The following is a 14949-nucleotide window of genomic DNA, read 5'->3' as shown; positions in this document are numbered from 1 at the left end:
GCCCGGCGGGCGGATAATCCAGAGCACAAGGGGTACAACATGACGTTCAAGCAGACCTGGCGCCGGATGGCGCAACTGGTGGGCGCGTGCGCGCTGGCGGCCGCCGCCGCGGGCGCCCAGGCGGCCGACACGCCCAAGCCGGGCGGCACGCTGCGCTATGGCACGGTGTCCGAAATCGTGTCGCTCGATCCGCACGTCTACGGCGGCAGCGCCTGGAAGGTGCTGATCGAGGCGCTCTACAGCCCGCTCGCGGGCTACGACAAGAGCGGCGCCATCGTGCCGCGCCTGGCGCAAAGCTGGGACCAGCCCGACGCCCGCACCATCGTGTTCCACCTGCGGCCCGACGTGGCCTTCCAGGACGGCACGCCGGTGACCGCCGACGACGTCAAGTTCTCGCTCGACCGCATCCTGGACCCGGCCACCGGCGCCACGCTGCGCTCGAACCTGCTGGGCGCCACCGTCACCGTGGTCGACCCCGCCACCGTCAAGGTCGAGAAGCCGTCGCCCGACGCCACCATGCTGAGCGTGCTGGCCCTGCCCGAGGCGGCCATCGTGTCGCGCAAGTGGGTCGCGAGCGGCGCCAACCTGAAGCTGTCGGCCAACGGCACCGGCCCGTTCCAGTTGAAGAGCTACGAACCCGCCGTGCGCGCCAGCCTGGTGCGCAACCCGCGCTATTTCGTGGCCGGGCAGCCGTACCTGGACGGCGTCGACTTCCGCATGATCAAGAGCGACGACGCGCGCGTCAACGCGCTGCGCAGCCAGTCGCTGGACATGATCGACTTCGTGCCGTGGAAGGACATCGACGTGCTGCGCCGCAACGCCGGCACCAAGATCGACACCGCCGGCGGCGCCTTCATGAGCGTCTGGTTCAACACCAGCAAGAAGCCGTTCGACGATGCCCGCGTGCGCCGCGCGGTGTCCTATGCCATCGACCGCGAGGCCGTGTCCAAGGCCGCCTTCTTCGGCTACGGCAAGCCCATCTACGGCGCGCCGACGCCCGAGGATTCGCCGTACTATGACAAGTCGCTGGACGGCACCTACAAGCGCGACACCGCCAAGGCCCGCGCGCTGCTGGCCGAGGCCGGCTACGCCAATGGCGTGGACGCGTCGATGGTGGTGTTCCAGGGCCTGGGCATCTACACCACGATGGCGCAGGTGGTGCAGGCCAACCTGAAGGAAGTCGGCATCAACCTGAAGCTGGAGCCGGTCGAATGGGCCACGCTGGTCGAGCGCAAGAACCGCGGCGACTACGACTCGATGATCTACGGCGTGTCGGTCAAGCTGCCCGACCCGGACGCCTACGCCTATTACCTGGGCGGCGATTCCAGCTACTGGGCCAAGCCGATCGGCTACCGCGATCCCGAGCTGGAAAAGCTGCTGGCCGAGGGCCGCGCGCTGACCGATCCCAAGGCGCGCCAGCCGATCTACCAGCAGGCCGAAAAGCGCATCCTGGAGACCAGTCCGTGGGTGTTCGTGAGCTGGCGCGAGCAGGCCCAGGGCTACCTGCGCAAGGTGCACGGCTATACGCAGCTGGGCGGCGCGCTGAGCGAAAGCAGCCCGGGCATCTCGCTGCCCACCATGTGGATCAACTGAGGCCGGCATGCTGCCTTTCCTGTTCAGACGCCTGGCGTCGGCCATCGTCACCCTGGCGCTGGCGACGGGCGTGGTCTTCATCGCCATCCACCTGCTGCCGGGCGATCCGGTCGCCATCATGCTGGGCGACCAGGCCGGCAGCGATCCGGTGGCCGTGGCGCGGGTGCGCGCCCAGCTGGGCCTGGACCTGCCGCTGGGCACGCAGTTCACGCACTGGGCCGGCGCGCTGGCGCGCGGCGACCTGGGCGTGTCGCTGCGCACCGGCGAGCCTGTGGCCGACGAACTGGCGCGGCGCATTCCGCGCAGCCTGGAACTGATCGGCGCCGGCCTGCTGGTGGCCGTGCTGCTGGGGGTGCCGCTGGGGGTGGTGGCGGCGCGCTCGCGCGGCCGGCTGGCGGGCGCCGCGGCCTCGGTGGTGGCGGTGGCCGGCTTCTCGGCGCCGGTGTTCGTGCTGGGCATCCTGCTGGTGCTGCTGTTCAGCCTGGCGCTGGGCTGGCTGCCGTCGTCGGGCTTCGTGGCGTTCTCGGACGATCCCGTGCAGCACCTGCTGGCGCTGATCCTGCCGTCGCTGACCATCGGCCTGAACTTCATGGGCGTGGTGGCGCGCATGACCCGCGCCAGCCTGTCAGACGTCATGGGCCGCGACTACGTCAAGCTGGCCCGCGCCAAGGGCCTGCCGCGCGGCAAGGCGATCCTGCGGCACGCGCTGCCCAACGCGCTGGTGCCGGTCATCGCCATCGTCGGCGTGCGCGCCGGCAACCTGCTGGGCGGCACCGTCATTATCGAGGCCCTGTTCGACTGGCCGGGCCTGAGTTCGCTGCTGGTGAGCGCCGCCTTTTCGCGCGACTATCCGGTGATCCAGGGCTCGCTGCTGGCCATCTTCGCCTTGTTCATCCTGATCAGCCTGGTCATCGACCTGGCCCAGGGTTTCGTCGACCCCCGCATCCGCAGGCCCTCCGCATGATCGCATTCCTTCGAGCTTCCAAGGCCGGCGCGCCGGTGCAGCTGGCGCTGGGCTTCCTGACGGTGGTGGTGCTGGCCGCCGTCTTCGGGCCGGCGCTGGGGCTGGCCGATCCGTACCGCATCGACGCCGCCAATCTGCTGTCGTCGCCATCGTGGCAGCACTGGCTGGGCACCGACGAGCTGGGCCGCGACCTGCTGGCCCGCGCGGTGTACGGCGCCCGCGTGTCGCTGTCGGTGGCCGCGGCCGCCGTGATCCTGGCCGGCGTGCTGGGCGTGGCGGTCGGCGTCGGCGTGGCCTTCCTGGGCCGCCGCGCCGAAGCGGCCGCCATCCGCGTGGTGGACGTGTTCGTGTCGCTGCCGGAGATCTTCGTGGCGCTGGTGGTGCTGGCCTTCATCGGCGGCAATCTGCCGACGCTGGTCGGCACCATCGGCGTGCTGTACGCGCCGCAATTCGCCCGGGTCGCCTGGGGCGTGGCGCGCGGCATCCGGGCGCGCGAGCACGTGCTGGCCGCCAGTTCGCTCGGCGCGGGCACCGGCTGGATCATCTGGCACGAGGTGCTGCCCAACATGCGCTCCATCATCGCGGTGCAGGCCTCGTTCACCTTTTCCTTCGCGATGCTGCTGGAGGCGGGCCTGAGCTTTCTCGGCCTGGGCGTGCGTCCGCCAGTGCCGTCGTGGGGGCAGATGGTCGGCTCGCTCAAGGATTACCTGTTCACCAATCCGTGGCCGGTGCTGGTGCCGGCGCTGGCGCTGTTCTTTACGGTGCTGGCCGTCAACGTGCTGGGCGACTGGCTGCAGGACGCGCTCAATCCGGAGTTGCAACGATGAGCCCCGAAACGGATGTGCTGCTTTCCGTCAGGAACCTGACCGTCGATTTCGACACGCCCCAGGGGCCGTTCGCCGCTGTCAAGGGCGTGGACCTGACCCTGCGGCGCGGCGAGGTGGTGTGCCTGGTGGGCGAATCCGGCTCGGGCAAGTCGGTCACCGGCTTTTCCCTGATGGGGCTGGTGGACGCGCCCGGACGGGTCGCGGCCGACGAGCTGCGTTTCGCGGGCCGCGACCTGCTGCGCGCCACCGAGCGCGAACGCGACGCGCTACGGGGCAAGGACATCGCCATGGTGTTCCAGGAGCCGATGACCGCGCTCAACCCCGGCCGCAACGTCGGCAGCCAGATCGCCGAAGTCATGCGCATCCATGGCGATATCGGCCGCCAGGCCGCCTGGGAGCGGGCGGTGGCGCTGCTGGAGCGGGTCGGCATCCGCGAGCCGGCGCAGCGCGCCAAGGCCTATCCGCACGAGCTGTCCGGGGGCATGCGGCAGCGGGTCATGATCGCCATCGCCTGCGCCTTGTCGCCGCGGCTGATCATCGCCGACGAGCCGACCACCGCGCTGGACGTGACCGTGCAGGCCCAGGTGCTGGAGCTGCTGTTCTCGATCCAGGCCGAGACCGGCGCCGCCGTGCTGTTCATCACGCACGACCTGGGCGTGGTGGCCGAGATCGCCGACCGCGTGGTGGTGATGCGCGCGGGCGAAGTGGTGGAGGAGGGCGACGTGGGCCAGATCTTCGGCCGGCCCGCGCATCCTTACACCCAGGCGCTGCTGGCCGCCGTGCCGGACGTCGACGCGCCGCGCGACCGCGGCCGCCGCCTGGCCCCGCGTCCGCGGGCCGCCGCACAAGGAACCCCGTCATGAGCGAATTCATTCTGCGCGCCGAAGGCGTCACCAAGGACTATGTCGCCGCCCGCGGCCTGCTGGGCCAGCCGACGCGGCTGGTGCGGGCGGTCAAGGGCGTCAGCCTGGCGGTGGCAACGGGCACCACGCTGGCGCTGGTGGGCGAATCGGGCTCCGGCAAAAGCACGCTGGGCCGCTGCATCGCCGGCCTGCTGCGGCCGACCTCGGGCCGCATCGAGCTGGCCGGCCACGACGTGAGCCAGTTGGCGGGCGGCCGGCTGATGGCGTTCCGGCGCCAGGTGCAGACGATCTTCCAGGACCCGTATTCCAGCCTCAATCCGCGCCGCCGGGTCGGCGACGCCATCATGGACGGCATGGTGATCCACAAGCTCTACTCGCCCGACGAACGCCGCGACCGCATGCAGGCGCTGCTGGCGCGGGTGGGGCTGCGGCCCGAGCACGCGCAGCGCTTCCCGCACCAGTTCTCGGGCGGCCAGCGCCAGCGCATCGCGATCGCCCGCGCCCTGGCGCTGGAGCCGCGCTTCATCATCGCCGACGAGGCGGTGTCGGCGCTCGACGTCTCGGTCAAGGCGCAGGTGCTGGATCTGCTGGCCGACCTGCAGGCCGAGCAGGGGCTGACCTACCTGTTCATCTCGCACGACCTGGGCGTGGTGCGCCACTTCGCCGACCGGGTGGCCATCATGGCCGCGGGCGAATTGGTGGAAGAGGGCGAGTGCGACCGCATCTTCGAGGCGCCGGCGCAGGACCACACGCGCAGACTGATCGCCGCCGTGCCACGGCCCGATCCGTCGCGCCGCCGCCTGCGCCAGGCGGCCTGATCCGGGGCGCGGGCTTGATGCGGATCAAGCCCGCGCATCGGCCGCGGCCGTTGGCGCGCTTCCGAGCGTCCTACAAGGCTCCGCGCGCCTTTTTGACCGGATCCTGCGTGCTACCATCGGCGCCTTCGAGGGGATGCGAATGCAGACGGGCGCCAATACCGGGAGACGATGGACCGCGTTAGCCGCGGCGTTCCTGTTCGTGTTCCAGGCGCTGATCGCCTCCGCCGCCTTGCCCGGTCCCGGCGCCGCGCCGGGCGCCACCACCATCATCTGCACGGCCAGCGGCCCGCGCGTGATCACGCTGGACGCCGAGGGCGGCGTCACGCAGGACGCGCAGCAACACAGCGGCGCCTTGCCGCATTGCTGCTTCGCCGGCTGTGCCATGCTCGGCGCCGCCGCGTTGTTAGGGCTGCCGCCGCTGGCCTGGCGCCTGCCCCTGGTGCGGCAGGCGCTGCCGGCGCCCACCGTCGACATCCACTTCTCCAGCGCGCAGGCGCGATTGCCACGGCAGTCGCGCGCGCCGCCCGTCCTGGCCTGAACCCCACCCGTTTCCGTTGTTGCTGGCGCGCCTTGCTTGCGGCCCGCGCGGTCGCGCGCGTCCAGCCCGTTCAGATCCAGAGACTCTCATGCACAAGAACAAGGACATCCTGCGGGCGACCTGCCTGGCCACCGCCCTGGCCGCGTCGTTCCCCGCCTGGCCGCAGGCCACCGGCGCCGACGCCATCACCACCACCGATCCGGTGGTGATCACCGGCGTCGCCCCGAGCGCGCCGCTGACCTTCACGACCGACCCGAAGATCCCGCGCCAGCCGCTGCCGGCCAGCGATGGCACCGACTACCTCAAGACCATTCCCGGCTTTTCGGCCATCCGCAACGGCGGCACCAACGGCGATCCGGTGCTGCGCGGCATGTTCGGCTCGCGCCTGAACATCCTGACCAACGGCACCTCGATGCCCGGCGCCTGCCCGGCGCGCATGGACGCGCCCAGCTCGTACATCTCGCCCGAGAACTTCGACAAGCTGACCGTCATCAAGGGCCCGCAGACGGTGCTGTGGGGACCAGGCGCGTCCGCCGGCACCATCCGCTTCGACCGCGACACGCCGCGTTTCACCGAGCCTGGCGTGCGCTTCGACGGCAGCCTCGTGGGCGGATCAAACGGCCGCAACGACCAGGCCGCCGACCTGACCGTGGGCAACGACAAGGTCTACACCCGCATCACCGCCAACCATTCGCACGCCCAGGACTACAAGGACGGCGACGGCAACAAGGTGCCGTCGCGCTGGGACAAGTGGAACGCCGACCTGGCGCTGGGTTTCACGCCCGACGCCGACACGCTGTACGAGCTGACCGCCGGCACCGGCGATGGCAACGCGCGCTACGCCGGGCGCGGCATGGACGGCTCGCAGTTCAAGCGCGAGAGCTTCGGCCTGCGCTTCGAGAAGCGCAACCTGGGCGGCGTGCTGGACAAGCTGGAGGCGCAGCTCTACTACAACTACGCCGATCACGTGATGGACAACTACACGCTGCGCAAGCCGGACATGACCAGCTCGATGCCGATGGCGATGGCGGCGGACGTGGACCGCGCCACCTGGGGCGGCCGCATCGCCGGCACCTGGAACCTGGCGCCGGACCTGAGCCTGGTGACCGGGCTGGATTTCCAGCAAAGCCGGCACCGCTCGCGCAGCGGCACGGACACGGTCTCGTACCGCTCGCAGAGCTGGGTCAAGGATGCCAGCTTCGCCAATACCGGCCTGTTCGGCGAACTGACCTGGCACGCCACGCAGGACAGCCGGATCATCGGCGGCGCGCGGGTGGACTGGGCCTCGGCCAAGGACTTCCGGCGCGACAATGGCTCGATGATGATGCCGATGCCCAACCCCACGGCCGGCGAACGCCGCAACGAGACGCTGCCCAGCGGGTTCCTGCGCTACGAGCGGGACCTGGCGGACCTGCCGGCCACGGTGTACGTCGGCCTGGGCCACGCGGAACGCTTCCCGGACTACTGGGAGCTGTTCTCGCCGAAGCAGGGGCCCGACGGCTCGATCAACGCGTTCCGCGGCGTCAAGCCCGAGAAGACGACGCAGATCGATTTCGGCGCGCAGTACAAGACCGAGACCCTGGATGCGTGGCTGTCCGGCTACGCCGGCTATGTCGACGACTTCATCCTGTTCGACTACGCCAAGAGCCACATGGGTGGCATGGGTGGCATGGGTGGCATGGGCGGCATGCATGGCGGCCATGGCGGGCACGGCGGGCACGGCGGACACGGCGGCTCGACGCAGGCCGCCAACATCGACGCCCGCATCGCCGGCGGCGAGCTGGGGCTGTCCTACCAGGCGGCGCCGCGCTGGAAGCTGGGCGCGACGCTGGCCTACGCCTGGGGCCAGAACCGCAGCGACGGCCGCGCCTTGCCGCAGATGCCGCCGCTGGAAGCCAAGCTCAGCGCGGCCTATGACGACGGCACCTGGTCGGCCGGCGCGCTGTGGCGGCTGGTGGCGGCGCAGCGCCGCTATGCCCTGAACCAGGGCAACGTGGTCGGCAAGGACTTCGGCCCCAGCGCCGGCTTCGGCGTGTTCTCGCTGAACGGCGGCTACGCGGTCAGCAAGCAGGTCAAGCTGTCGCTGGGCGTGGACAACCTGTTCAACAAGACCTACGCCGAGCACCTGAACCTGGCGGGCGACGCCGGCTTCGGCTTTGCCGCCAACACGGCCTTCAACGAACCCGGGCGCACCTTCTGGGCGCGCCTGAGCTTCAAGTATTGAGCGCCGTCCGGATCCGCTTGAGATCCCGTTCCAGCTCGATGCGCATCGCTTTCAGCAACGCCCGCGCGTTTTCCGAAAGCGGTGTGCCGGGCCGGAACACCAGCAGGCAGGCAAAGCCGATGTCCAGTTCCAGCGGCTTGATGGTCAGCCCGCGCGCCAGGTAGTCCAGCGCCATGACCGGATGCACCAGGCCGATGCCGACGCCATGCAGGGCGAACTCGCAGACGGAATTGGAATAGGGCGTCTCCAGCACCGGCCGCAATGCCAGGCCCTGGTCGTGCAGCGCCGTCTCCAGGCGCCGGCGGCTGGCGTCCTCGGGGTTGAGCGCGATGAAGGCGTGCTCGGTCAGGTCGCGCAGCGTGATGCGTGGCCGCGCCGCCAGCGGATGGCGGCTGTGCATGGCGATCACGCCCGGCAGCCGCAGGAATTCCGAGTGTTCCAGGCCCGCCACCGACAGCTCGTCGGCCATCAGGCCGAAGTCGAGTTGCCCGGCCGTGACCTGCTGCAGCACCTCGCGCGAACTCATGATCTGGAACGACATCTGGATGCGGCGGTCCTGCAGGCCGAAGGCGGCAATGGCGCGCGGCATGAAGCCGGTGCCCAGCGCCGGCAGCGAACCGACCGCCAGGCGCCCGACGCCGAACGATTTCAGGCTGCGGATGCGGTGCTCGATCAACTCGAAACCGGCGAAGCAACGGTCCACTTCCTCCATCAGCGCGCCGGCCTCCTGGGTCGGCACCAGCCGGCCGCGCACGCGCTCGAACAGGCGCAGTTCCGACGAGGTTTCCAGCTTGCGGATGGCCTGGCTCACCGCCGGCTGCGAAATGCCCAGCAGGGTGGCGGCCTTGCTGGTGGTGCCGGCCTGCATCACGGCCCGGAAGACCTGGATCTCGCGCATGTCCATCTATAAGTCCCGCTTATTGACTAAGTTTTTTCGATTGTTGAGGCAATGGGGAGAAAGGCAGACACTGGCGCTGTTCCCGATCACTCCTAAGCTCAGCAAATAGATTAGATGAAAGCTATCAATCAGACTAATAGAGATTTCGCCAGTCTCTCGCCCTCGGTGCAGCGCGCCTCCACCGTGGTGTTCGACTCGCTGGACGCCTTCGTCAACCGCAAGCACCGCCAGCCCGACGGCTTCAGCTACGGCGTCACCGGCACGCCCACCGCGCGCCTGCTGGAAGACCGCATCGCCGCGCTGGAAGGCGGCCGCCACTGCGTCATCACGCCGTCCGGGGCGGCGGCGCTGATGACGGTGGTGATGGGCTTCGTGCGCGGCGGCGACCACCTGCTGCTGTCGGCGGCCTGCTATGGCGCGCTCAAGACTTTCGGCGAGAAATGGCTGGCGCACATGGGCGTGGACGTGGAGCTGTACGACCCGTCCATCGGCGCCGGCATCGAGGCGCTGATCCGCCCGGCCACCCGCATGATCTGCATCGAGGCGCCCGGCACCGTCACCATGGAAATGGCCGACGTGCCCGCCATCGCCGCCGCCGCTCGGCGCCACGGCGTGCTGACCATGATGGACAACACCTGGGCCAGCCCGCTGGGCTTCCAGCCGCTGGCGCACGGCGTCGATTTCAGCGTCGAGGCCGCCACCAAGTTCTTCGGCGGCCACTCCGACGTGCTGATGGGCAGCATCAGCATGAACGACGCCGGCCACTACGCCGTGCTGCGCGAGACCCAGAGCATCCTGGGCCAGCAGGTCAGCCCGGACGATTGCTTTCTGGTGCTGCGCGGCCTGGAGACGCTGGCGCTGCGGCTGCGCGCGCAGAGCGACGCGACGCTGCGCGTGGCCGAGTGGCTGCAAAGCCAGCCGCAGGTCGAGCGCCTGCTGTACCCGCCGCTGCCGTCGGACCCGGGCCACGCCCTGTGGCGGCGCGACTTCCGCACCAACGGCTGCCTGTTCTCGATGGTGCTGGCGCCGGCGCCCGAGGCGGCCTTCAACGGTTTCTTCGATTCGTTGCGCCATTTCGCCATCGGCGCCAGCTGGGGCGGGGTGCACAGCCTGGCGGCCTATTACCCGGCGGGGCTGCAGGCCGGCCGCGCCTTTCCGGCCACCGACCGGCCCATCGTGCGGCTGTCGATCGGCCTGGAGGACGTGGACACGCTCAAGGATGATTTGCGCACCGCGCTGGCGGCCTATCAGGCGCAACGCTGAGCGCGCGGCCGGGCGGGGCCGGGCGCGAGCCCGGCGCCCGGCCCACCCGGACGGCGCTTTGCGCCGAATCCAGTTCAACACACCGGCCGGCCGCGCATGGCCGACCGGCACGAAGCGCCCCGAGGCGCTCACCACATAGCAAGGGGAATTGCCATGTTCAGCTTCAAGCAGACTTACCGTTGTCTCGCCCTGGCCATCGCGGCCTGCGTCCCGGCCGCCGTGCCGGCCCAGGCCGCCGCCCAGTCCGCGGCGCAACCCGAGGCACAAACCGCGACACAAACCGCGACACAAACGCCCGCCGCCGGCGCCTCGCCGGTGGCGGCGGCCGTCACCCAGACCAACAGCCCCACGGTGGACCAGATCCGCGCCCGCGGCTATGTCATCTGCGGCTCCGGCCACGGCACCACCGGCTTCTCGGCGCCCGACAAGGACGGCAACTGGAAGGGCCTGGACGTCGACACCTGCCGCGCCATCGCCATCGCGGTGCTGGGCGACGCCAGCAAGACGCGCTTCGTGCCGCTGACCGGCCAGCAGCGCCTGACGGCCCTGCAGACCGGCCAGATCGACGTATTGCCGCGCACCACCTCGTGGACCCTGCGGCGCGACGCCAACGGCATCAACTTCACCTATCCGAACTACTACGAGTACGACGCCTTCATGGTACGCAAGGACCTGGGCATCACGCAGACCAAGGACATGAACGGCGCCACCATCTGCGTGCAGACCGGCTCCACCAACGAGGTCACGGTGGCCGACCTGTCGCGCAAGTTCAAGCTGGGCCTGAAAACCGTGCTGTTCGACAACGTCGCGGCTTCGCGCCAGGCGTTCTTCTCGGGCCGCTGCGACGGCCTGATCACCGACGCCTCGGCGCTGGCGGCGGTGCGCGCGACCCAGGCGCAGAACCCCGACGACTACGTGATCTTCCCGGCCAGCGGCCACAGCGAGGCGCTGACGCCGTCGGTGCGCCATGGCGACGACCGCTGGTTCGACATCGTCAAATGGGTCATCCAGGTGCCGATCGCCGCCGAGGACATGGGCATCACCCAGGCCAACGTCGACGACATGCTCAAGTCCGACGATCCGCGCATCGCCCGCTTCCTGGGCACCGAGCCGGGCAACGGCAAGGCGCTGGGGCTGGACGAGCGCTGGGCCTACAACATCGTCAAGCAGCTGGGCAACTACGGCGAGATCTTCGAGCGCAACGTCGGCAAGAACAGTCCGATGAAGCTCGAGCGCGGCATGAACCGCCTGTATCGCGACGGCGGCCTGATGTACCCGTACGTTTTCAACTGAGCGGCGGGCGAGTCTCATCATGTTCAAGCGACTCTGGTTCGACGGCCGGGCCCGGGCCGTCCTGGCGCAGCTGCTGATCGCCGGCGCCTTCGTCGGCGCGGTGGGCTGGCTGGCCTGGAACGCCCACGCCAACCTGACCCAGCGCGGCATCGCCATGGGCTTCGACTACCTCGGCGAGGCGGCCCGTTTCCCCATCGCCGAAAGCCTGCTGGCCTACCAGCCCACCGACAGCTACGGCCGCGCCTTCCTGGTGGGGCTGGTCAACACGCTGTACATCTCGGCGCTGGTGATCGCGGCCTCGACGCTGCTGGGCTTCGGCCTGGCGCTGGCGCGCCGCAGCCGCCATCCGCTGGTGACGGGCGTGGCCACGGTCTACCTGGAAGCCGTGCGCAACACGCCGCTGGTGGTGCAACTGCTGTTCTGGTACAGCCTGGTGACGATCAACCTGCCGCCGGCGCGGCAGGCGCTGCAGCCGCTGCCGGGCGTGTTCCTGTCGGTGCGCGGGCTGTTCTTTCCCAGCCTGTCGCTGCAGGGCGACACGCGGCCGCTGTGGTGGGCGCTGGGCGCGGCGGCGTTGCTGCTTTGGGGCGCGTGGCGCCTGGCGCGACGGTCGGTCGCTTCGCGCGTGCCATGGCGCGGCCTGGGCCTGCTCGCGGCGGTCGCGCTGGTGGCGGCCGCGGCGGGGTGGGGCGGGGCCTCGCTGCATACCGACGTGCCGGCGCTGCGCGGCCTGAACTTCGCCGGCGGCAGCGCCTTCACGCCGGAATTCACCGCCTTGCTGGTCGGGCTGACGATCTATTCGGCCGCGTTCTCCGGCGAGATCATCCGCGGCGGCATCGACGCGGTGCCCGCCGGCCAGTGGGAAGCGGCCCATTCGCTGGGCCTGAAACCCGGCGCCGCGCTGCGCTGGATCGTGGTGCCGCAGGCGCTGCGCGTGATCATCCCGCCGATGACCAGCCAGTACCTGTCCATCATCAAGAACACCACGCTGGCGCTGGCGGTGGGCTACCCGGACCTGTCCTTCGTCATCACCACCACCATCAACCAGACCGGCCAGGCCATCGAGGGCGTGGCGGTGCTGATGGCGGTGTACCTGAGCATCAGCCTGAGCGTGTCGCTGTTCATGAATCTGTACAACCGCCGCATCCTGAGGACGCAACGCGCATGAGCCTGTCCCATCCTTCCTCCCTGCCGCCGCAGGCCCTGCGGCCGCCGCGCGAGCGCCGCGACAGCGTCTGGCACCGCCTGTTCGGCAGCGCCGTCAGCGCGGTCGCCAGCGTGGCCACGCTGGCGCTGGTCCTGGCCGCGGCCGGCAAGCTGCTGAACTGGGCGGTGCTGGACGCCGTCTGGCCGGGCGCCACGGGCGCTGTCTGCCGCCAGGCCAGCGGCGCCTGCTGGGCCTTCCTGGGCGAAAAGATGCGCCAGATCCTGTTCGGCATCTATCCGCCCGGCGAGCAATGGCGGCCCACCGTGGTCTGCCTGTTCATCCTGGCGATGACGGTGTTTTCGCTCAGCCCGCGCCAATGGCGCGCGCGCACGGCGGTCCTCTGGATCGCCGGCCTGGCGGCCGGGCTGATGCTGATGCAGGGCGGCGTGTTCGGCCTGGCGCGGGTGCCCACCTCGTCATGGGGCGGCCTGCCCATCACGCTGCTGCTGGCGGTGTGCGCGCTGGGCGCCGGCCTGCCGCTGGGCGTGCTGCTGGCGCTGGGGCGCCGCGGCAGCCTGCCGACGGCGCGCTTCATCAGCATCGGCGTGATCGAGCTGATCCGGGGACTGCCGCTGGTCAGCCTGCTGTTCATGGCCTCGATCGTGTTGCCCATCATGCTGCCGGCCGGCATGACCATCGACAGCCTGCTGCGCGCCGGCATCGCGCTGACGGTGTTCTCGGCCGCCTACCTGGCCGAGGTGATCCGCGGCGGCCTGCAGGCGATCCCGCCCGGGCAGGCCGAGGCCTCGCGCGCGCTGGGCCTGTCGTGGTGGCAGATGACGCGGCTGGTGGTGCTGCCGCAAGCCCTGCGCAAGGTGATCGCGCCGCTCACCAATACCGCCATCGTGATGATCAAGAACACCAGCCTGGTGCTGATCGTGGGCCTGTTCGACCTGCTCAGCTCGGGGCGCGCGGCGCTGACCGACCCGGCCTGGCCCACGCCTTACGTCGAGACCTATCTCTTCATCGCATCGATCTATTTCTGCATCTGCTTCGGCCTGTCGCGCTACTCGATGTGGCTGGAGCACCGCTACAAAAAAGGGGAACTCCGATGACCACGCCTTCCGCCGCCACGCCGCCCGCCATCGCCATCGCCGGCATGCACAAGTGGTATGGCGACTTCCATGTGCTGCAGGACATCAACCTGCAGGTCCGCGCAGGCGAGCGCCTGGTGATCTGCGGGCCGTCCGGCTCGGGCAAGTCCACCATGATCCGCTGCATCAACCGGCTCGAACGCCACCAGCAGGGCTCCATCGTGGTCAACGGCGTCGAGCTGAGCGACGACCTGCGCGCCGTGGACGGCGTGCGCACCGACGCCGGCATGGTGTTCCAGCACTTCAACCTGTTCCCGCACCTGACGGCGCTGGAGAACTGCATCCTGGCGCCGACCCAGGTGCGGCGCATGCCGCGCGCGCAGGCGGTGGAGCTGGCCATGCGCTACCTGGAGCGGGTGCGCATTCCCGACCAGGCCGGCAAGTATCCCGGCCAGTTGTCGGGCGGCCAGCAGCAGCGCGTGGCCATTGCCCGTTCGCTCTGCATGCAGCCGCGCATCATGCTGTTCGACGAGCCGACCTCGGCGCTGGATCCGGAGATGGTCAAGGAAGTGCTGGACACCATGACCTCGCTGGCCGAGGACGGCATGACGATGCTGTGCGTGACGCACGAGATGGGCTTTGCCCGCAACGTCGCCGACCGGGTGGTGTTCATGGACGGCGGACGCATCATCGAGATGGGCGAGCCCGGCGCGTTCTTCGACAACCCCAGGCATGAACGCACCCGGGCGTTCCTGGAGCGCATCCTGCATTGAGGGCAGGGCGGCGCGAAAGATCGGGGCGGGGCGGCGATTTAGCGAGGTTTCAATTTATAATGAAACTCGTTCGTAATTGAAAATCACGCGGCCCGCGAGGCGGCGTACCCGCCATGGCCACTCAGGACCTGGATTACTCCGCCCCGATCGCCGTCGACGCCGTTGCCCGCACGCAGCTGCAACGCTTCTATGTCGACCACCATCCCTGGCTGCTGGGCTGGCTGCGGCGCCGCGTCGGCAACAGCAGCGACGCCGCCGACCTGTCGCACGACACCTTCCTGTGCCTGCTGGGCGAGGGCCGGCGCGACGCCATCCGCGAAGCCCGGCCGTTCCTGGCCACCATCGCCCGCCGCCTGATCGCGCGCCGGCGCCACAAGGCGGCGCTGGAAGCCGCCTACCTCGAAGCGCTGGCCTGCCTGCCGGTCCCGACCGCGCCGTCGCCGGAAAGCGTGGCGCTGGCGGTGGAAACGCTGCAGCAGCTCGACCAGGCGCTGGAAGGCCTGCCGCAAGCGGCGCGCAGCGCTTTCATCATGGCGCACATCGAGGAACTGACCTACGCGCAGATCGCCGAGCGCCTGCGCATCTCGCCCAGCACCGTCAAGAAATACCTGATCCGCGCCAACGCCCACTGCCTGTTCGCGCTGGCGGCGTGAG

General features: G+C 69.9%; 14 protein-coding genes. 13 read left to right on the top strand and 1 reads right to left on the bottom strand.

Features of this window, described 5'->3' with window-relative positions:
- The first annotated feature begins 39 nt into the window (after positions 1–39).
- The 7 genes from AOZ49_RS04100 (at position 40) to AOZ49_RS04070 (ending at position 7827) form a co-directional block, all read left to right on the top strand.
- On the top strand, positions 40–1593 hold the full coding sequence (locus tag AOZ49_RS04100) for an ABC transporter substrate-binding protein (RefSeq protein WP_054474422.1): 1554 nt from the start codon (positions 40–42) through the stop codon (positions 1591–1593).
- A 7-nt stretch (positions 1594–1600) separates the two neighbouring features.
- On the top strand, positions 1601–2557 hold the full coding sequence (locus AOZ49_RS04095) for an ABC transporter permease (protein WP_054430473.1): 957 nt from the start codon (positions 1601–1603) through the stop codon (positions 2555–2557).
- Positions 2554–3384, top strand: coding sequence for an ABC transporter permease (locus tag AOZ49_RS04090; RefSeq protein WP_054474421.1), 831 nt, complete (start codon positions 2554–2556; stop codon positions 3382–3384). Before AOZ49_RS04095 ends, AOZ49_RS04090 begins: the two co-directional genes overlap by 4 nt.
- A complete protein-coding gene (locus AOZ49_RS04085; protein WP_054474420.1) occupies positions 3381–4247 on the top strand; it encodes an ABC transporter ATP-binding protein in 867 nt (288 codons plus the stop codon). Before AOZ49_RS04090 ends, AOZ49_RS04085 begins: the two co-directional genes overlap by 4 nt.
- Complete coding sequence (locus AOZ49_RS04080) at positions 4244–5065, top strand: ATP-binding cassette domain-containing protein (protein ID WP_054474419.1); 822 nt, start codon at positions 4244–4246, stop codon at positions 5063–5065. Before AOZ49_RS04085 ends, AOZ49_RS04080 begins: the two co-directional genes overlap by 4 nt.
- A gap of 139 nt (positions 5066–5204) precedes the next feature.
- On the top strand, positions 5205–5603 hold the full coding sequence (locus AOZ49_RS04075; protein WP_054474418.1) for a DUF2946 family protein: 399 nt from the start codon (positions 5205–5207) through the stop codon (positions 5601–5603).
- 88 nt (positions 5604–5691) lie between these two features.
- The gene (locus AOZ49_RS04070; protein ID WP_054474417.1) at positions 5692–7827 is read left to right on the top strand and encodes a TonB-dependent copper receptor; all 2136 of its coding nucleotides are present in this window, start codon (positions 5692–5694) and stop codon (positions 7825–7827) included.
- Here the strand turns inward: AOZ49_RS04070 and AOZ49_RS04065 are convergent.
- Positions 7817–8731: a LysR substrate-binding domain-containing protein gene (locus AOZ49_RS04065; protein ID WP_054474416.1), complete on the bottom strand. Its 915-nt coding sequence runs from the start codon at positions 8729–8731 to the stop codon at positions 7817–7819. The genes AOZ49_RS04070 and AOZ49_RS04065 overlap by 11 nt on opposite strands.
- Positions 8732–8839: 108 nt before the next feature.
- Between AOZ49_RS04065 and metC the strand changes: the two genes are divergently transcribed.
- From metC to AOZ49_RS04035, 6 genes are all read left to right on the top strand, one after another.
- Positions 8840–9988, top strand: coding sequence for a cystathionine beta-lyase (metC, locus tag AOZ49_RS04060; RefSeq protein ID WP_054430467.1), 1149 nt, complete (start codon positions 8840–8842; stop codon positions 9986–9988).
- 153 nt (positions 9989–10141) lie between these two features.
- Positions 10142–11281: an amino acid ABC transporter substrate-binding protein gene (locus AOZ49_RS04055; RefSeq protein WP_082380307.1), complete on the top strand. Its 1140-nt coding sequence runs from the start codon at positions 10142–10144 to the stop codon at positions 11279–11281.
- Positions 11282–11300: 19 nt separating this feature from the next.
- Complete coding sequence (locus tag AOZ49_RS04050) at positions 11301–12449, top strand: amino acid ABC transporter permease (protein WP_054474415.1); 1149 nt, start codon at positions 11301–11303, stop codon at positions 12447–12449.
- A complete protein-coding gene (locus AOZ49_RS04045; protein WP_054474414.1) occupies positions 12446–13543 on the top strand; it encodes an amino acid ABC transporter permease in 1098 nt (365 codons plus the stop codon). The genes AOZ49_RS04050 and AOZ49_RS04045 overlap by 4 nt, the downstream gene beginning before the upstream one ends.
- Positions 13540–14295 carry an amino acid ABC transporter ATP-binding protein gene (locus AOZ49_RS04040; protein ID WP_054474413.1) on the top strand — a complete coding sequence of 252 codons (756 nt, stop codon included), beginning with the start codon at positions 13540–13542 and terminating at the stop codon, positions 14293–14295. The genes AOZ49_RS04045 and AOZ49_RS04040 overlap by 4 nt, the downstream gene beginning before the upstream one ends.
- 113 nt (positions 14296–14408) lie before the next feature.
- Positions 14409–14948, top strand: a complete 540-nt coding sequence (locus AOZ49_RS04035; RefSeq protein ID WP_054430462.1) for a sigma-70 family RNA polymerase sigma factor — start codon at positions 14409–14411, stop codon at positions 14946–14948.
- The last annotated feature ends 1 nt before the right edge of the window (position 14949 follow it).

The organism is Achromobacter sp. 2789STDY5608615 (genome assembly GCF_001298995.1).
Lineage (GTDB): Bacteria > Pseudomonadota > Gammaproteobacteria > Burkholderiales > Burkholderiaceae_B > Achromobacter > Achromobacter insuavis.
The sequence above is the reverse complement of the archived record's forward strand: the minus strand, read 5'-3'. Positions and strand labels throughout refer to the sequence as shown.

What these genes read in the sequence shown, in the direction of transcription:
- AOZ49_RS04100 (WP_054474422.1), top strand. Translation starts at nt 40, where the DNA reads ATGACGTTCAAGCAGACCTGGCGCCGGATGGCGCAACTGGTGGGCGCG.
- AOZ49_RS04095 (WP_054430473.1), top strand. Translation starts at nt 1,601, where the DNA reads ATGCTGCCTTTCCTGTTCAGACGCCTGGCGTCGGCCATCGTCACCCTG.
- AOZ49_RS04090 (WP_054474421.1), top strand. Translation starts at nt 2,554, where the DNA reads ATGATCGCATTCCTTCGAGCTTCCAAGGCCGGCGCGCCGGTGCAGCTG.
- AOZ49_RS04085 (WP_054474420.1), top strand. Translation starts at nt 3,381, where the DNA reads ATGAGCCCCGAAACGGATGTGCTGCTTTCCGTCAGGAACCTGACCGTC.
- AOZ49_RS04080 (WP_054474419.1), top strand. Translation starts at nt 4,244, where the DNA reads ATGAGCGAATTCATTCTGCGCGCCGAAGGCGTCACCAAGGACTATGTC.
- AOZ49_RS04075 (WP_054474418.1), top strand. Translation starts at nt 5,205, where the DNA reads ATGCAGACGGGCGCCAATACCGGGAGACGATGGACCGCGTTAGCCGCG.
- AOZ49_RS04070 (WP_054474417.1), top strand. Translation starts at nt 5,692, where the DNA reads ATGCACAAGAACAAGGACATCCTGCGGGCGACCTGCCTGGCCACCGCC.
- AOZ49_RS04065 (WP_054474416.1), bottom strand. Translation starts at nt 8,731, where the DNA reads ATGGACATGCGCGAGATCCAGGTCTTCCGGGCCGTGATGCAGGCCGGC.
- metC (WP_054430467.1), top strand. Translation starts at nt 8,840, where the DNA reads ATGAAAGCTATCAATCAGACTAATAGAGATTTCGCCAGTCTCTCGCCC.
- AOZ49_RS04055 (WP_082380307.1), top strand. Translation starts at nt 10,142, where the DNA reads ATGTTCAGCTTCAAGCAGACTTACCGTTGTCTCGCCCTGGCCATCGCG.
- AOZ49_RS04050 (WP_054474415.1), top strand. Translation starts at nt 11,301, where the DNA reads ATGTTCAAGCGACTCTGGTTCGACGGCCGGGCCCGGGCCGTCCTGGCG.
- AOZ49_RS04045 (WP_054474414.1), top strand. Translation starts at nt 12,446, where the DNA reads ATGAGCCTGTCCCATCCTTCCTCCCTGCCGCCGCAGGCCCTGCGGCCG.
- AOZ49_RS04040 (WP_054474413.1), top strand. Translation starts at nt 13,540, where the DNA reads ATGACCACGCCTTCCGCCGCCACGCCGCCCGCCATCGCCATCGCCGGC.
- AOZ49_RS04035 (WP_054430462.1), top strand. Translation starts at nt 14,409, where the DNA reads ATGGCCACTCAGGACCTGGATTACTCCGCCCCGATCGCCGTCGACGCC.